Origin of the sequence: Aquabacterium sp. NJ1 (genome assembly GCF_000768065.1) — a bacterium.
In the GTDB taxonomy this organism is placed as follows: Bacteria; Pseudomonadota; Gammaproteobacteria; order Burkholderiales; family Burkholderiaceae_C; genus Aquabacterium.
Genome location: NZ_JRKM01000002.1, coordinates 21,274 through 35,469, shown reverse-complemented (window position 1 = coordinate 35,469; position 14,196 = coordinate 21,274). Strand labels below are relative to the sequence as shown.

General features: G+C 57.0%; 18 protein-coding genes. 15 read left to right on the top strand and 3 right to left on the bottom strand.

Features of this window, described 5'->3' with window-relative positions; translation table 11 throughout:
* Window positions 1-105: 105 nt before the first annotated feature.
* The 15 genes from JY96_RS21330 (at window position 106) to JY96_RS21270 (ending at window position 8,186) form a co-directional block, all read left to right on the top strand.
* The gene (locus tag JY96_RS21330; RefSeq protein ID WP_152606686.1) at window positions 106-960 is read left to right on the top strand and encodes a hypothetical protein; all 855 of its coding nucleotides are present in this window, start codon (window positions 106-108) and stop codon (window positions 958-960) included.
* 74 nt (window positions 961-1,034) lie between these two features.
* A complete protein-coding gene (locus JY96_RS21325; protein ID WP_035044143.1) occupies window positions 1,035-1,214 on the top strand; it encodes a hypothetical protein in 180 nt (59 codons plus the stop codon).
* Window positions 1,215-1,455: 241 nt separating this feature from the next.
* Window positions 1,456-1,764, top strand: coding sequence for a hypothetical protein (locus tag JY96_RS23420; protein ID WP_152606685.1), 309 nt, complete (start codon window positions 1,456-1,458; stop codon window positions 1,762-1,764).
* A gap of 36 nt (window positions 1,765-1,800) precedes the next feature.
* Window positions 1,801-1,998: a hypothetical protein gene (locus tag JY96_RS21320; RefSeq protein WP_035044141.1), complete on the top strand. Its 198-nt coding sequence runs from the start codon at window positions 1,801-1,803 to the stop codon at window positions 1,996-1,998.
* A 1-nt stretch (window position 1,999) separates the two neighbouring features.
* On the top strand, window positions 2,000-2,401 hold the full coding sequence (locus tag JY96_RS23415) for a hypothetical protein (protein WP_152606684.1): 402 nt from the start codon (window positions 2,000-2,002) through the stop codon (window positions 2,399-2,401).
* Window positions 2,402-2,493: 92 nt separating this feature from the next.
* On the top strand, window positions 2,494-2,901 hold the full coding sequence (locus JY96_RS21315; protein ID WP_152606683.1) for a hypothetical protein: 408 nt from the start codon (window positions 2,494-2,496) through the stop codon (window positions 2,899-2,901).
* Between the two features lie 70 nt (window positions 2,902-2,971).
* Entirely contained in the window at window positions 2,972-3,217 is a 246-nt protein-coding gene (locus tag JY96_RS21310; protein ID WP_035044136.1) for a hypothetical protein, read from the top strand.
* A 111-nt stretch (window positions 3,218-3,328) separates the two neighbouring features.
* Window positions 3,329-4,126: a CsgG/HfaB family protein gene (locus JY96_RS21305; protein ID WP_035044134.1), complete on the top strand. Its 798-nt coding sequence runs from the start codon at window positions 3,329-3,331 to the stop codon at window positions 4,124-4,126.
* A 92-nt stretch (window positions 4,127-4,218) separates the two neighbouring features.
* Entirely contained in the window at window positions 4,219-4,647 is a 429-nt protein-coding gene (locus JY96_RS21300; protein WP_035044132.1) for a hypothetical protein, read from the top strand.
* A gap of 45 nt (window positions 4,648-4,692) precedes the next feature.
* Window positions 4,693-5,046 (top strand): hypothetical protein, encoded by a 354-nt coding sequence (locus tag JY96_RS21295; RefSeq protein ID WP_152606682.1) that lies wholly within the window; start codon window positions 4,693-4,695, stop codon window positions 5,044-5,046.
* Complete coding sequence (locus JY96_RS21290) at window positions 5,043-5,333, top strand: hypothetical protein (RefSeq protein ID WP_035044128.1); 291 nt, start codon at window positions 5,043-5,045, stop codon at window positions 5,331-5,333. The genes JY96_RS21295 and JY96_RS21290 overlap by 4 nt, the downstream gene beginning before the upstream one ends.
* Window positions 5,334-5,532: 199 nt before the next feature.
* Entirely contained in the window at window positions 5,533-6,594 is a 1,062-nt protein-coding gene (locus JY96_RS22655; RefSeq protein WP_052163007.1) for a S49 family peptidase, read from the top strand.
* A 182-nt stretch (window positions 6,595-6,776) separates the two neighbouring features.
* Entirely contained in the window at window positions 6,777-7,472 is a 696-nt protein-coding gene (locus tag JY96_RS21280; protein ID WP_152606681.1) for a hypothetical protein, read from the top strand.
* Between the two features lie 125 nt (window positions 7,473-7,597).
* A complete protein-coding gene (locus JY96_RS23410; RefSeq protein WP_161784389.1) occupies window positions 7,598-7,930 on the top strand; it encodes a hypothetical protein in 333 nt (110 codons plus the stop codon).
* Between the two features lie 34 nt (window positions 7,931-7,964).
* Window positions 7,965-8,186 carry a hypothetical protein gene (locus tag JY96_RS21270; RefSeq protein WP_152606679.1) on the top strand — a complete coding sequence of 74 codons (222 nt, stop codon included), beginning with the start codon at window positions 7,965-7,967 and terminating at the stop codon, window positions 8,184-8,186.
* Here the strand turns inward: JY96_RS21270 and JY96_RS21265 are convergent, their stop codons facing one another.
* From JY96_RS21265 to JY96_RS21255, 3 genes are all read right to left on the bottom strand, one after another.
* Window positions 8,187-8,996, bottom strand: a complete 810-nt coding sequence (locus JY96_RS21265; protein WP_035044119.1) for an abortive infection family protein — start codon at window positions 8,994-8,996, stop codon at window positions 8,187-8,189.
* Between the two features lie 22 nt (window positions 8,997-9,018).
* Window positions 9,019-13,878, bottom strand: coding sequence for a DEAD/DEAH box helicase (locus JY96_RS21260; protein ID WP_369796207.1), 4,860 nt, complete (start codon window positions 13,876-13,878; stop codon window positions 9,019-9,021).
* 118 nt (window positions 13,879-13,996) lie between these two features.
* On the bottom strand, window positions 13,997-14,188 hold the full coding sequence (locus JY96_RS21255) for a hypothetical protein (protein WP_152606678.1): 192 nt from the start codon (window positions 14,186-14,188) through the stop codon (window positions 13,997-13,999).
* Between the last annotated feature and the right edge of the window lie 8 nt (window positions 14,189-14,196).

The window sequence follows — 14,196 nt, the reverse complement described above, 5'->3', positions numbered from 1 at the left end:
GGGCGTGCGGCTTCCGGGCATGCCCTGGCCAGCTCGGCTTCCAGTGCTCCTTTGCGTCGAGGCGGCTCCAACGAGCAGATAACAACCGACGAAAGGACCAGATCAATGTCGACCGACTTCCAACACACAGCTGAAGCAGACTACCGTCAAGCGGACGTTCCCTCCGCACCTCCCGAGGCTCACCAACCAGCAGAAGTGAAAACTGCACGTCAGACATCACTCATCGATGAGCTGCCGGTGAACACCGATTGGCGCCGCGAAGAGGCCGAGGCCTGCAGGCGAGTTCGGAGCGTGGATCCAAGCCTGGAAATCGATCTGACCAGTGCTGATCAAGTTTCTGATGAGATGACGTTCGACAACACCATGATCCTCATGGCATGCGGCGGAACCAAACGCGTGCTTGAGGCAGGGAAAGAGGCCACCCTCATCGATCTCTACGAGGGGCCGATGTGGCAAACGCTGAGAACACACCTCGGAGATTGGTACTACAAAGTTGTCGGCTATGGCCTTACCCATGCACATGTGGTCGTGCTTTCTGGAAAGTACGGCATCACCAGTGCGACAGCCCATAGCCAGACCTACGAGGCACGTCTGACAAAGGAAAAGGCCGACATGCTGATCAAGGCGGGCATATTGGAACGACAGGACCGCTTTGGGACGATGAACACCAGGTATGGAGCGGACTCCACCCCGCTATCGGTGATGTCTCGCTCCATGTTCCCTAGGAACGATGTCAAGGGGGCCGGATGGCGCGGTGTCATCGTCTGCGGCGGTAGTGAGTACCGGAGAGTATTCATGGCGCTCTTGCGGCAACTGGTGGACTACGGCGCTGTTGAAATGGACGCCCCAATTCTCACGACAGCAGGAGGCATCGGGGAGCAGCGGAATCAGCTCGGCACGTGGCTGCAGGCGCTGCGGAACAACTCCGGACCATGCCCGAGGCCTGGATGGGTGGACTGAGCGGGATAGAAGCTGCATAGAACGGCTGGGGCGCCACAGCTCTAGCCAAGGTTTGACCACAGTTGGAATAAGCAATGACCTACGAAGAAATCAAGCAACAAATTGTGCGCAAGTCGGTAGCACGACGCCGTATTGGCTGGTTCGACTTCAGCATGGATAGCTATGACATGCGGATGTGTGCCGCACGCGCCTACCGAATACAACAGCGCATAGCTGGCCAACGCATTTCCTTGCGCGAAGCGCTGTGGGGCTGACGAAAGACCAAAAGCGAAAAGTTCGTCTAGATGGCGCTAAGAGGAGCCCTCAATGGTGCTTTCGACGAACTTTAATACCCACCCCACCTCTCTCCCGGCGCCCGCAATTTCAGGGAGCTTGACCGTCGGTGCACCTGTGCACCACAATACGGAGAAACCTACCGCATCTATCGCGGTAGGATTGCCTAGCAACCGAAGGCGAGGAAAGCCCATGGGAACAAGTCATAGCAAGGATGGTGGCATGCCCACATCTGAGGTTCTGCTGGACGACGGAGTCTTCTTCATCGAACTCAATCCGAATTACCCATCACGAGACGCGCCTGGCTTCCTGCAGCGCAGATGTCCGGTGACGCAAGTAACCCCGAGTGGATGGGATTGCGTCGGCAGCTTCGAGCGTGACTCGCGAGGCAAGTGGCGCGCAGATGTGAATGCCCCTTACGACGAAGAAAATGACTCGGACGTATTGATCCTGGGAGAAGGGCTCGACCGCATGACAGCAATCGCTATGCTGTGGCGTCGGCGGCATGAGGCCTATGTCAAGCAGAGATAATAGGCTTCTAATTAATTCAATCGGGAGTGGCGAATCGTGAGCGTCAAGAAGCTGATCACCCTGACGCTGCAGGCAATGGCTGCGGTGGCATTTACTTTCGCCGTCCTCTTTTTCAACAGCCTGTACTTCAATTGGGCGGACAAGGTTGATGCAAAGATCAATGCTTTAGCTTGGAGGCAATCGCCTGACCAACAAGCTCAAGCGAAGCCGACAACGGTCGACAGCGGGAGGTAGTGTGAAGTCCGCGTTATACGTTGGGATCGCTCTGCTTGCGCTGACGCTGCCTTCTTGGGGCTGTAAGTATGAAGACATTGGATTGGGCGAGCATGTCAACCAAGAGCAATCGGTCTTCATTGGGCGGGCTGAGTCCGCATCGAATGGCAGGAGCGGAAGTGGTCAACAAGTACCAGCGATGATGCGAGTGCATCAGGTGATCAAAGGCTCCATGCACGTAGGGGAACTCGTTCCTGTCTACACATCGAACTCATCATGCGGTCTTGCCATTCAAAAGGGGCAGCAGTGGCTGATATTGGCCAGCGGCGACCCGATGAAGTCCGACCAGCCGTCTGGTAGCTTGCTTTTGCAAGATCAATCAACAAGAGACTTGGTATCGAAAGCATTAGGCATTCGATTTTAGTGAGTATGCCAATCTCATCTATACCTTAGTGCAACTCGGTGAGGCTGTACGCCGCCACTAACCCTCTCGGAAATTGGACGATGAGCTGGAGGATGACATTCGGCTACAGCCTTCTACTTGCTGTAGCGTTCATGGAGTACTTTGCCAAGGTAGTGGGGGACAAGCTGACGTTCCTTGCAATCGACGCATCCGCACCTCTTCTGCAGGACTTGCAAGAGGCTTTTGGCAAAAGTACATCTCATGCAGTCGGGCACGGCGTCGCCTTCATGGTCGGGTGCGCTGGCACCTTCGCGTTTGTTCTTCCTTGCAGCTTGCTGCCGTCACATCCACTCAAGCGCATTGCATCGGTGCTTGTCATGACGGTTCCGGTGGAGGTGGCCATGCTCTACGGCGGCGATGCTCCAAACGGTATCGCTGGCTGGGCAGCTGCTTTGCAGCCAGCAGCTGGTGCCGCACTTGCGGCGATCACAACGCTCAGAATCGGACGATTTAGGGATTGAGCGTCGAGATGCTTCGCAGAGCTACCTGACTCGAATCAAGCCGGGGATCCCTACTGGGTATTATTCGGGAATGACCAAAGACTCGAAAAAGCCCCCCGCTAACACCTCGACCAATGCGCGGCTTCGCACGCTGGTCGAAGGCTCAGGCCTTTCACAGTCGAAGGCGCTGGAGGCATTCAATGAAGGGCAGCTAAGGCCGATCAGCCTTTCAGCGTTCAAGGCCTGGCTGGCTGATCCTGAATCCATGCGTTGGAGGCCGCTCGATCCGGCCTACCTTAAGCATGCGGAGAAGGTATTCGGGCACAAGGGCACATAATCTTGACTCGGTGCACCAGTGCACCTACCATTCACCCCGGAACGGGGCAGAATTACGCCTATCGCGCCAACTTGAGGCGCATTGACGAACGACGTACCAAAGAGGGAATCCATGCAAATCCGCACCATCACTGCATGCGCACTGGCGTGCTTCGCTGCAGCTTCTTTTGCCGCTGAATCGACCACCGTCACAAACGAGAAGGACTACGCGCTGCCCAAGTGCAGCAAGCCTGTGGCCACGGTCATGGTTGGCCAGGTGACATGCAAGTCGTCGTCCTGCCAAGCTCCTACACAAGACCCTCGGGCAAGCGGCCTCATGGCGCTGGCACAGCTGGCCTCGGGCAGCTCTTCGTCCACGTTCCCTGGCATTGGCGATGGCATGACAGCAATGCTGACCACTGTCCTCAAAGAAACTGGGTGCTTCGAGATCCAGGAGCGCGAAGCGCTGGAGGAGCTGAAGAAGGAAATGGCGCTGGTTGGGAAGACCGTCGAAGTCCAGCAGGCCGAGTACATGATCACCGGGGCCATCACCTCCATCTCGATGAGCACCGAGAAGAAGCAATTCGCGGGCGGCTTCATTCCCATTCTGGGATCCATTTCCACAACGACACGCCAGGCCGAACTGGGCATGGATATCAAGGTGATTGACGTCAGCAAGGCCAAGGTGATGGAAGCCAAAACTTTCACCGGCAACAACGAAACGTCGAGCACCAGCTGGGGCGCCGCTGCCTTCGGTCCTGGCATGGGCGCGCTGGGTGGCATGTCGTCCATCAAGGGAACGCCGATGGAAGACGTAGTACGTGACGTCTTGACTCGGGTGGCGTCATACACGTCGAAGACCGTGGTGTCAGCAAAGGGCGTGACGGACGTGCAGATGGTGATGCCAACGGTTGCCGACGCGAAGAAGTGAATCTTCGGGGTTAAGTCCGAATGTTTAGCTTTGCCCCACGGTCGGTAGTCAGCTGACCAAGCTACAAGCGCCATCAAAAGGGATGAACCTGCATGCTGGAGAAGCTTCAAATCCCAACAGACAGCCTATGGAAGTTCCTCGCGATTTTCGGGCTTGCCGGAATTCTGGCCTCGGCATACCTATTTGTTGAGAACTACGAGCGTTATCTTCACGACACGCTAGATGCTCAGGCAAAGTTGGTGGAAATTGAGTCCAGCAAGCAAGTATCGGCCACACAAGCTGCGATGCAAAAGTACCTGACAAGTAAGGTTGAGCTATTGAGCAGAAACAAGACCGAGTACGCCAAGATGATCGCATACCTGTTCAGCACCTCTCTTGCTGTCTTGCTATTTGGTTCGTTCTTCTGGGTCACAAAAGTTCAAACCCATGTGGACCGGATGCTGGCCGCTCAGGCCATGTTGGCAATGCGAGAAGCCAAGAAGCGGCATGAACCGTTCAGGGCCAAACTGCTGCGCCGTTGAGAAAGTGACCAGATTAAGGGGACCAATGCCATGCGCTTCTTAGCCATGATCATCATCATTCTTTGCGCGTTCATCACCGCGTCGCGCCTCCAAGTCGTTGAACATGCCCACTTCTATACAAAGGGTGGGGAGGTACTCGAAGGTCGGGTCAGCAGGGACTTCATGACAGGGGACTACAAGGTAGAAGCTTCAAATGGCACGCAGACGTACGTGCCGTATGAGCAGTTCGCTGCCATGGCCTATGAGGGCTCTGCCGTTCCTCTCAGCGCAGGCCTGATCGGCTTTACTCTCATCATCGTCGGCGCCTTTGTAGGGTTCGGCATCGACAAGCTACTTGTCAATCTCTATGCCAACAAGAAGTTCAGAGTAACGCCCCCCCAGGCGGGAACGAGATCATGAAAACTACTTCACCGGCCATCGCTCCACTTGCCAGCTGGTCAGTCACGGCCTTCGTGACGCTTCTCCTGACCCCGTCGTTGGCCTACCTGCTTGGCGCGGGCATCACGCACGACCTGAATGCCTCGGGCAATGCGCCTCACGATGCGATGTTCTTCGGCTTAGCCTTAGGTGCTTTAATGCTGCGAGTAGGGGCAATGATTTTCTTCGCTTTTTCTGCCTACCGCCTGATCTTCACTCGACCAGGCTCGAATACACCTGGTTGGATGGTCAAGCGGCAAAAGCACTGATACCTTGTAAGTAATGGGCATTTCCACCTCTTTTATGAGAGTGCCAAAATAGTTCCCAGGGGCAATATCCAGCGGTGGGCTTTGGTAGCGCACCGCAGTTTGGGCGTCGTCACCCTGGAAGGTCGGAAGTCAGAAGTTGGAAGCAGGGCAGATCATCGATCTGCCCATCCTTCATTCATTCCATCCTTCGAGGTGCAACATGACCCAGCCAACCGACACACAAGAGCCGCGCACGTCCATCTGGTCACGACTGTTTCGCCGACAGAGGGATACAGATCCGGTGGAATTGGCCGTTGGGGCACACGCCTCTTCGGGCGCAGATCTCCAGACGACACTCCAAGGCCTGGTCGCCGCGCTCTTGCGTGACCGAGGAGCCGAGCGCAGATCTCGAATCCTCAAGGCCAGCATCTACTTCATGATTTTCGGCCTGCCATTCCTGGTCTACCTCTGTGGCCTGATCTACATGAATGGGAGCCGGTGGTTCACTCCTGCAGACGCAGTAGGTGTGGTGCGAATTGAAGGCGATATCGCGCCTGGCTCACGCACCGCATCTGCGGCGCAGGTTATCCCCGCGCTAAAGGCTGCATTCGAGTCCGACAAGATCAAGGCCGTGGTCCTGGCAATCGACAGCAGCGGTGGAGCCCCTGTCGAGTCGGAACGGATCACCAATGCCATAGCGACATTGAAAAAGCAGCATCCCAAGCCCATCGTGTCAGTGATCGGTAACGGGGGCATGTCAGCTGCGTACATGATCGCGATGCACACGGATCGAATCTACGCAGGCAAGTACTCACTGGTCGGATCGATTGGCGCCGTCATGGCCACCTGGGACTTTCACAAGGCACTGGAGAAGGTGGACGTGGCCCAACGCGTGTACGCCTCAGGTCCGCTGAAAGCCATGCTCAACCCCTACCTTCCGATGACGGACCAGGCAAACGACAAAGCCCAGCAGCTGGTCAACACAATGGGCAAGGAGTTCAGCGACGAGCTTCGCTCCCTCCGCAAGACGCTCAAGCCCGGTGTTCAATACGCCACTGGTGAAGCATGGGGCGGCAACGAGGCACTGGCACTTGGCGTCATTGATGAGCTGGGCACGATTGATGACGTGATCGAGCGCAAATGGAAGCTTCCCGCTCACGACTTTGGGCCTGGCTCTGACGGCTTTGAAGGCCTGCACGCAGCCTCGTGGATCACCCAGCTGATCCGCAGTGTGATGTCAGCACCAAACCCGACAGCGGAGTCCAGCGTCACTCTTCGCTGACTTTCAGCAAGGGTTGCTTAAAAATCGGGCAACCCAGTCTAAAGGGTTGTCAGCGAACAACTTTCAGCACTCAAGCCCGGTCGTTATCCACAGAAAATGGGGGTAAGTGATACCGGGCTGTTGATTCCGGTGCACCTGTGCACCAAACTGCGCGGAACGCAACCCATGTCCAGGAGAGCCTCATGAAACGTGCTGCCTTGCTATCCATCCCCCTGCTTATGTCCGCATGCGCATCGTCTCCGACGATGGAGCAAGTAGCCCGTGACAGGGCCAAAGCCGAAGAGGTACGGAGCCAGGCCTCGGCGGATCTTGCCGCGAAAAAACAGACGCAGAACGAGGCACTGCTTGAACAAGTCCCGAGGTGGGCGCTTCAAGCCCCCATCCCCGATGCCTCTGGCGTTTACGCAGTGGGTATTGGCAAGTCCAGCGATCTGCGTACATCCATGCGCAAGGCCATGCTGGATGGCGAGTTCGGCCTGGCCAAGCTCTACAACCAAGAGCTGTCTGGCAGCGAGCGCAGCTACAACCAAGAGCAGGGCGGGGCACTGACACAGCAATACACCGAGCTAATTGACAAGCTGGTCACACAAGTCCCCGTAGTGGGTCTGGAAACCATCAAGCAAGACGTCAAGTCCATCGGTGGGGAATTCAACACCTTCGTGCTGGTCAAGCTGCCTTACACCGAATTCAATCGCGTACTGCAGCAGCAAAAAGCACAAGCGCATGACGCCAAGATCGCAGCCGCCTTCAGCGACTTGGAGCGCCGAGTGTCTGAGCGCCAGGCGCAACGCGCCAAAGAGGCCAGGGAAGCCCAAACGGCCACTCTGACGGCATCGGTACCAGCAACAGCCTCCAGCGCAGCAGAGAGCGGCAATTGACGCCTGCAGCTACCCTCATTGGGCTGCTGATCGCTGGGCTCACGGCATCTCAGCAGATCTCCTCAGATGAGGCGTCAAGCTTGGTGGAGGCTTCGGATCTGCAGGCCTTGGCCAGCAGCCTGAGAATGAAGCCGATTGATTGGCGCCTCGCGGCGGACACCGCGTCAGAGTTGCCTGATGTCTCGCCCGATACCGCAATCGGCTGTGCCAGCGGTTCCATCACCACGGACGCTCTCACAAAGATGGCGAACATGCATGCCATGGCATCGCTCGCCAGGCGACAAGACATCACCGTAAGAGGGCAAGAGTCACTCCAAGGCAATCAATTGGAGACAACTCAGGAAGAACGATCAGTTGCTCTACTCCCCAGAAAAACTGCCAAGTACTCAGACCTCATAAAGACAGGTTCCAGGCGAACCGCATGCGTGCTCATCACCAACTACCCCGACCATGAATGACTCCAAACAAGTTCCCAGGTACTCTGATCTAGATTTGGCTGAGATTGCCAACGGCATAGCCTTCCAGCTGGAAATCCTCGGAGCAAACGTGATCGTGACGCAAGGAGCCGACCGACTATTAACAGTGAAGGTTTTCAGCCACTCATTCACGGGCAACATCGACCAAGTGTATGCCTGGGCAAATGCTCTCAAGGCAACGTTGAAGTCGGAGCAAGAAGGCGCCGAGCCAGAGCGAGACTCTGACTTCGAGCCATAACTAGAACGGCACGTCATCATCCCAAGTTGCCGATTTGGCATTAGCCTTCGCCTTGATCTTCAGCTCCAGAGCCTTGATGAATCGGATCGACGCAGCAACGTGGTTAAAGATCAGAAGGCTCTCTTCATAGTTCAAGATAGGATTGTCGTGAGCGAGGCTCTTGTTGTTTCGCACATCATTGAAGGATTCCAGCACTGAGATACTGGACTTTAGGATGCGCTCGGCCATCTGCGATTCAAGGTGGCCACCCTCACGTAGCGCCTTGACGTACTCGCCGAAGATGCTGTGCAGGGCCTTGTCCCGGTTCACCTCGATGCCGTGCGGCTCGCAGGCGATGCGGATGAACTTGATGACGAACGTGTGCAGGCGATCCAGCGCGCCCTCGGGCTGGTTCTTCTCGATGGCTTCGCGGACGTGCTCGGCAACCACCTCGAAGTCGCGGTCATCGGAATTGGCCGTCAGCGAGTCCAGCTCGGCCACCGGCTGATCGGCGAGCAAGCGCTGCGCGATCACGCGGCAGGCGTCGATCAGCTCGTGGCTGCTATCACCCAGACAGCGCTCGTCGATTCCGTAGGCGATCAGGCCTTCCAGCACGCGGCCGACTGTGTGGTTCGGTGCGACAGCCCAGAAGGTGCGCATCCGCTTGGCCTTGGAGTCGCCGCCCGTGCGGTACTGGGCCGCGTCGATGTCAATGCGGTAGTCGATGAAGAATTCGCTGTAGGTGCGGTCGGAAAAGTTCAGCACGTAGCCGCTGCCCATGCCAAGCAGCTTTTCCAGCTTGCGCCCCTCGAACGCGGTCAGGTCGGACATTGTTCTTCTCTCCCTTCTGCCGTCACTGTATCGACGGCAGTCCTCCAACGATCTTGACCGTCTCCATGCTCACGCGGATCACGCGCTTGAGCAGGTTCAGCACATAGGCGGGGTCGTTGACTTCCTTGCACCACTCGTAGGGGTCGTTCTTGATGCCGCTGTCCTTGTCCGTGGAGGCCTCGTAGCGATCCATCACCCACTCGACGGCACTCTTTCCGTTGACCACGTACTCGTAGGCCTCAAGCGGGATGCCCTTGATCGTGATGCGGCTGTTGAACACGATGGCCGTCTTGTCCTTCTCGCGCCCACCCTTGGACATGAAGCGCATCTTCTCGACCCGGTAATAGGCCAAGTCGTTAAGGTCTCCCTTGTCCTTGGCTTCTTCAGCGACAGGCCACGGCTCGACCGTCTCATAGTCAAGGTGCAGCTTGGCGAGAGCGCGTCCAGCCTTCTCGAAAGCGGCGAAGTCTGACGTGAACGGAATACGCGGCAGCACCTTCTTGAGATCGGCCCCGTACAGGTCGCGATATTCCTGCGAGTGCAGCACGCCGTAGACATAGTAGAAGATGGCTTCCTTGGTGATAGCCTTGTTCTTGTAGTGCTTGCGGAAGTTGGCCAGCGCTTCGTCGGTGATACCGTCATGTTTGACAAAGCCGTTGACCTCGGCCTTGCCTTTCTGCTCGTCAAAGCTCAGGCCTGCCTGTGCCGACTGCTCACCGGCCTTTTCGTACCAATGCAGCGGGAAGCACTGCCCACCGTGCAGCAGGTGCAGATTGGGGAGGTTGCGCGTCACCAAAGCGGAGAAAGGGCGATCCTCGCCAGTACCAGGAAGACAGATGGCGATGTTGTCGCAATCGTCCTCCGGATACAACGCAGGCATCCGGTACACCATGTCGTTCAGCAGCGGGTCGAAGTACACCCACGCCTTGTTGAACGGGCGATAGGCAGAGAGGCGTACCCGGCTCTTGTCGAACTGGATGGCCCGTGCGCGAGCCAAGCTACTGAGCAGGCCTCGGTTCCACTTAATCTTCTTGCTGTCTTGAGAGGCCAGAGCGGCGGCAGTCTTGTCAGCCTCCTTCCCGGCATCCTTGCAGCGTTGGCCAACGGCCTTCACCTGCTCGTTGTAGAAGGCCACCATGCGCTTCATGTTGGCAGTCACTCCCGATTTGCTCAGGTTGCAGGCCCATGAGTCACGGCCCGTCGACACCCCACGGGAACGCATCGCAAAGATTGCACCAGGTTCGTCGTTGATCGCCATGAAAGCACCGAAGTCACCGCTGCGTTGATTGATCCAGTCGTGATGCTCGTTCGGCTTGAGTAATTTCCAAGGGATGGCTTTGTGGCTACCGAAGTCAGACACGATGTCCAGCTTCTGCTCGCGTGTCAGGTAGTCTCCGATGTCGTGGTAACGCACCTTGGCATTGCCAGTGTGCCCCTTGCGCTTGACCAGCAGCGTGACGGCGACTGGAGTACGCGAGCCAGAACCGAACACCTTGCCGCCCTCCTTGCGTGACAGCTCCCCACTGGTGCGTTGGTTGCCACGTAGGTTGAACACATACACGTCAGAAAACTCGTCTTGGAGCGTCTTACGGAAGCCGTCCATCGTGTTGCCATCAACCCAGCCTCCATTGGTGACGAAGCAGATGACGCCCTCGTCCTTGACACGGTCTGAGGCCCAGCGGAAAGCCCGGATGTAGGAGTCGTAAAGGCTGTTCTTGTTGGTCGCGGTGGAATGCGCAACATAAGTGGCAGCAATCCGCCCATCCAGCCGCGCATAGCGAAGGTTCTGGTTGTTGTCACCGGCGTCATCTTGGCCCACGGAGTAGGGCGGGTTGCCCACGATCACGCGGATGTCGCGGGCCTTCTGGCGGTCAGCCCGCTCGTGATTCTCGGGAAGGCCCTCGTCGATGTCACCGTTCTGGGGCTCGCTCATCTGGAACGTGTCGGTGAGCACGATGCCGGGGAACGGCTCGTAGTCTTGCCCTGTGACGCGATGGAACGACTCTTCAATATTGATGGCCGCTATGTAGTAGGCCAGGAGCACGATCTCGTTGGCGTGCAGCTCGTGGCGGTACTTGTAGGTCAGCTTGTCGGGTGGGATCAGACCAGTTTCGATCAGCCGAACCGGGAAGGTGCCGGTGCCGGTGAACGGATCAAGGATGTGAACGTTCTTGTCGGCGAGGCGGATGCCGAAGTGCTCTTGCAAGGCTGCATCCGCGCTGTGAAGGATGAAGTCTACGATCTCGACCGGCGTGTAAACGATGCCCAGACGCTCGACCATGCGCGGGAAGGCGGTCTTGAAGAACTTGTCATACAACTCGACGATGATCTTCTGCCGCCCCTTGGGGTCGGTGATGCCAGAGGCGCGCTCGCGCACACTTGCATAGAAGCCTTCCAGCGTCTCGTGCTCCTTGTCGAGTGCCTGTGCCTCAAGGATGTCCATGATCTTCTGCATGGACTGGGAAACCGGGTTCTTGCTGGTGAAGGCATAGCCTTCGAACAGCGCATCAAACACCGGCTTGGTGATGATGTGCTGGGCCAACATCTCAATGGCGTCGTTCTGGCTGACACTCGGGTTCAGGTTCTTCCGAACGCCCTTGAGGAACTCGTCAAAGGCCTTCTTTCCCTTGGAGTAGGGCTTGTCCAGCAAAGCGCGAATGCGCATCTGGTGACGGTCGGCGATATCGGCAATATCCTTGGCCCAGTCCTCCCAGTAGCGTCGATTGCCGCACTTGTGGACGATCTTGGCGAACATGGCGTCCTGCCACTTGCCCAACTCCACAGGGTCGAAGTTGAACCCAAGCTGGTCTGGCACATTGTCGGTCTTGTCATTGCCCCCGCCGACACCAATCACGTTGACCACGCCGTTACCCTTACCAGTCAGGTCGATGGTGGCGAACTGCTTGTCAAGCCGGTCATCGTGGGCGCGCAAGGCGTTGAGCACCTGCCAGACCACGCGGTACTTTTTGTTGTCGTCCAGCGCGGCCTCGGGCGACGTGTCCTTGCGGATGCCGATGGGCAGAATCACATAACCGTACTTCTTGCGGCCTGCTGGGTCTTTGCGCATCACACGGCCAACTGATTGCACTACGTCAACCACGGAGTCACGCGGGTTCAGGAAGATCGCGGCATCCAGAGCTGGCACGTCCACGCCCTCCGAAAGGCATCGCGCATTGGTCAGGATGCGGCACAGCGCCTCATCCTTGGCAATGTTGTCCTTCAGCCATGAGAGTTTCTGATTGCGCTCGACCACGTTCATCGTGCCATCAACGTGCTTAGCTTCCAAAGCTGGCAGGTAGTCGATGTCATCGCCAAGATCGTTTGAAATTCTCTCGAACTCGGCAGTCAGCAGCTTGGAATGCTTTATGGACTGAGCAAAGGCGATAGCCGTGCGCATGGGCAACGGATCGACGCTGAAATCGTTGCCATCCTCGATTGCGGCGTGCTTGCCCAAGCCATTCCAGCAGCCAACAATCTTCACCGCGTCGTCCAGCTTAAGCTCATCGCCTCGATCACCGATCCGCTGATTCAGCACTTGACTGACGTGCAGCTCATCAACTGCGATCACAAGCACCTTGTAGTCAGACAGTAGGTCGCGTTTGACAGCCTCATCGAAACGCAGACGGTGAAACTCAGGGCCGAATGTTGAGATGTCGTCCATCGAGAACACCTGGACGTTCGATTCCTCAGCCTTGCTCTTGCTAGCCTCGGCATAGATGCGAGGGGTAGCGGTCATGTAAAGCCGCTTTTTGCCCTTGAGATAGGCGTTGTCATGCACGCGGATGAAGGCAGAAGGATCCTCGCCTGGTACGGTGTAACCAGCCGTCCTGTGGGCCTCATCGCACACGACCAGGTCGAACTCGATGCCGGTTTTCTGCTGTGCCTGATGCACAACGTCGATGGACTGGTACGTCGAGAAAATCACCGTGAGGGCACTATCGTCCTTCGTCTCGGTAAGGGACTTGGCGAGCTTGGTCGCATTCGTGGTGGCAGGGTAGGCCAGCTCGTAGATGCGCATGTCCTCTTCGTTACGGCTGGCTTTGCTGTCAGAGCACACGGCGAAGCAGCGCAGCGGCACAGCTGCGTCGGCCGTCCATGCGCGCAGGGTCTGAGACAGAAGGGCGATGGATGGCACAAGGAAGAGGACGTACTGCCCCGGCCTCACCATCTCCTCCGAGATGATGAGCGAGGTGTAGGTCTTGCCGGTGCCGCAAGCCATGATGAGCTTGCCACGGTCGCTGCTCTTGAAGCCTTTCAGTACGTTGGCCAAGGCCTCGCGCTGATGATCACGTGGACCTTTCTTCGGCAGCTTACGAAGATGCTCGGGCTTTTCGATGGAGAAATGCGACCAGTCGATGGGAGAGGCTTCCAAGTCCTCCAGTGTCATCATCTCAACCGGGATGGTCTGGTTTTCTAGCGCGTCGGCAGCGTGCTTGCTGAGGTTAGCCGTGGCCACGATGAGTCGCTGCGTGAAGCCACCCTTGCCCGAGAGAGTGAAGAAGTTGCCGAGATCGCCCAACGGAATCGGCGAGTCGTAGAACTTGCACTGAATCGCGCAGTAGCCCTCCTCGTCGCGCAGTTTGGCCACCAAGTCGATTCCGGTATCAGGCGCCTTGTAGCCCAAAGCCTCGCGCTCAGGCCAGTCCTTCCACAACCATACGTCGGAGAACAGCGCAACGTACTGGGGATCAAGCTTGAGGTAAGCGCGAATCAGTCTCTCGAAGCGGTCGCCAAGGTCACGATTGAAAGCGGACTCGTCTCGATATTGCTGAAGAATGGATCGGATCATGGCTTCTCTATTTGGTTTTCGCCAACTTCTACGGAAATCAATTTTGGCAAGCTGCTGGCCAGCAAAAGAAAACTCGCTGGACAGCAGGACCATCCAGCGAGTGAAGCCTTATCGCTGTCATCACGGTAAGGCACCTGCTCAGGGAGGAAAAGCAGGGCCGATGCAATCCACCGGCAAGAAGATCTTAGTGCCAATTGACACGCAAGTGAACTTAGAAATGGCAGTGTGTTGACTCGAAGAGACTGTCCGGGAAAACGGGGTTCACAGGATGATCGAATGGATCCTCCTGATCTGCAGCAGACATGGCGATCTGACCATCCTGTGTGACCATCTCAGCCTTCACCTCTTTGGCTTTTTGTTCTGCGACAGCGCTCTTCAAGCGCAAGAATTCGATGATGCTCATCAACATGA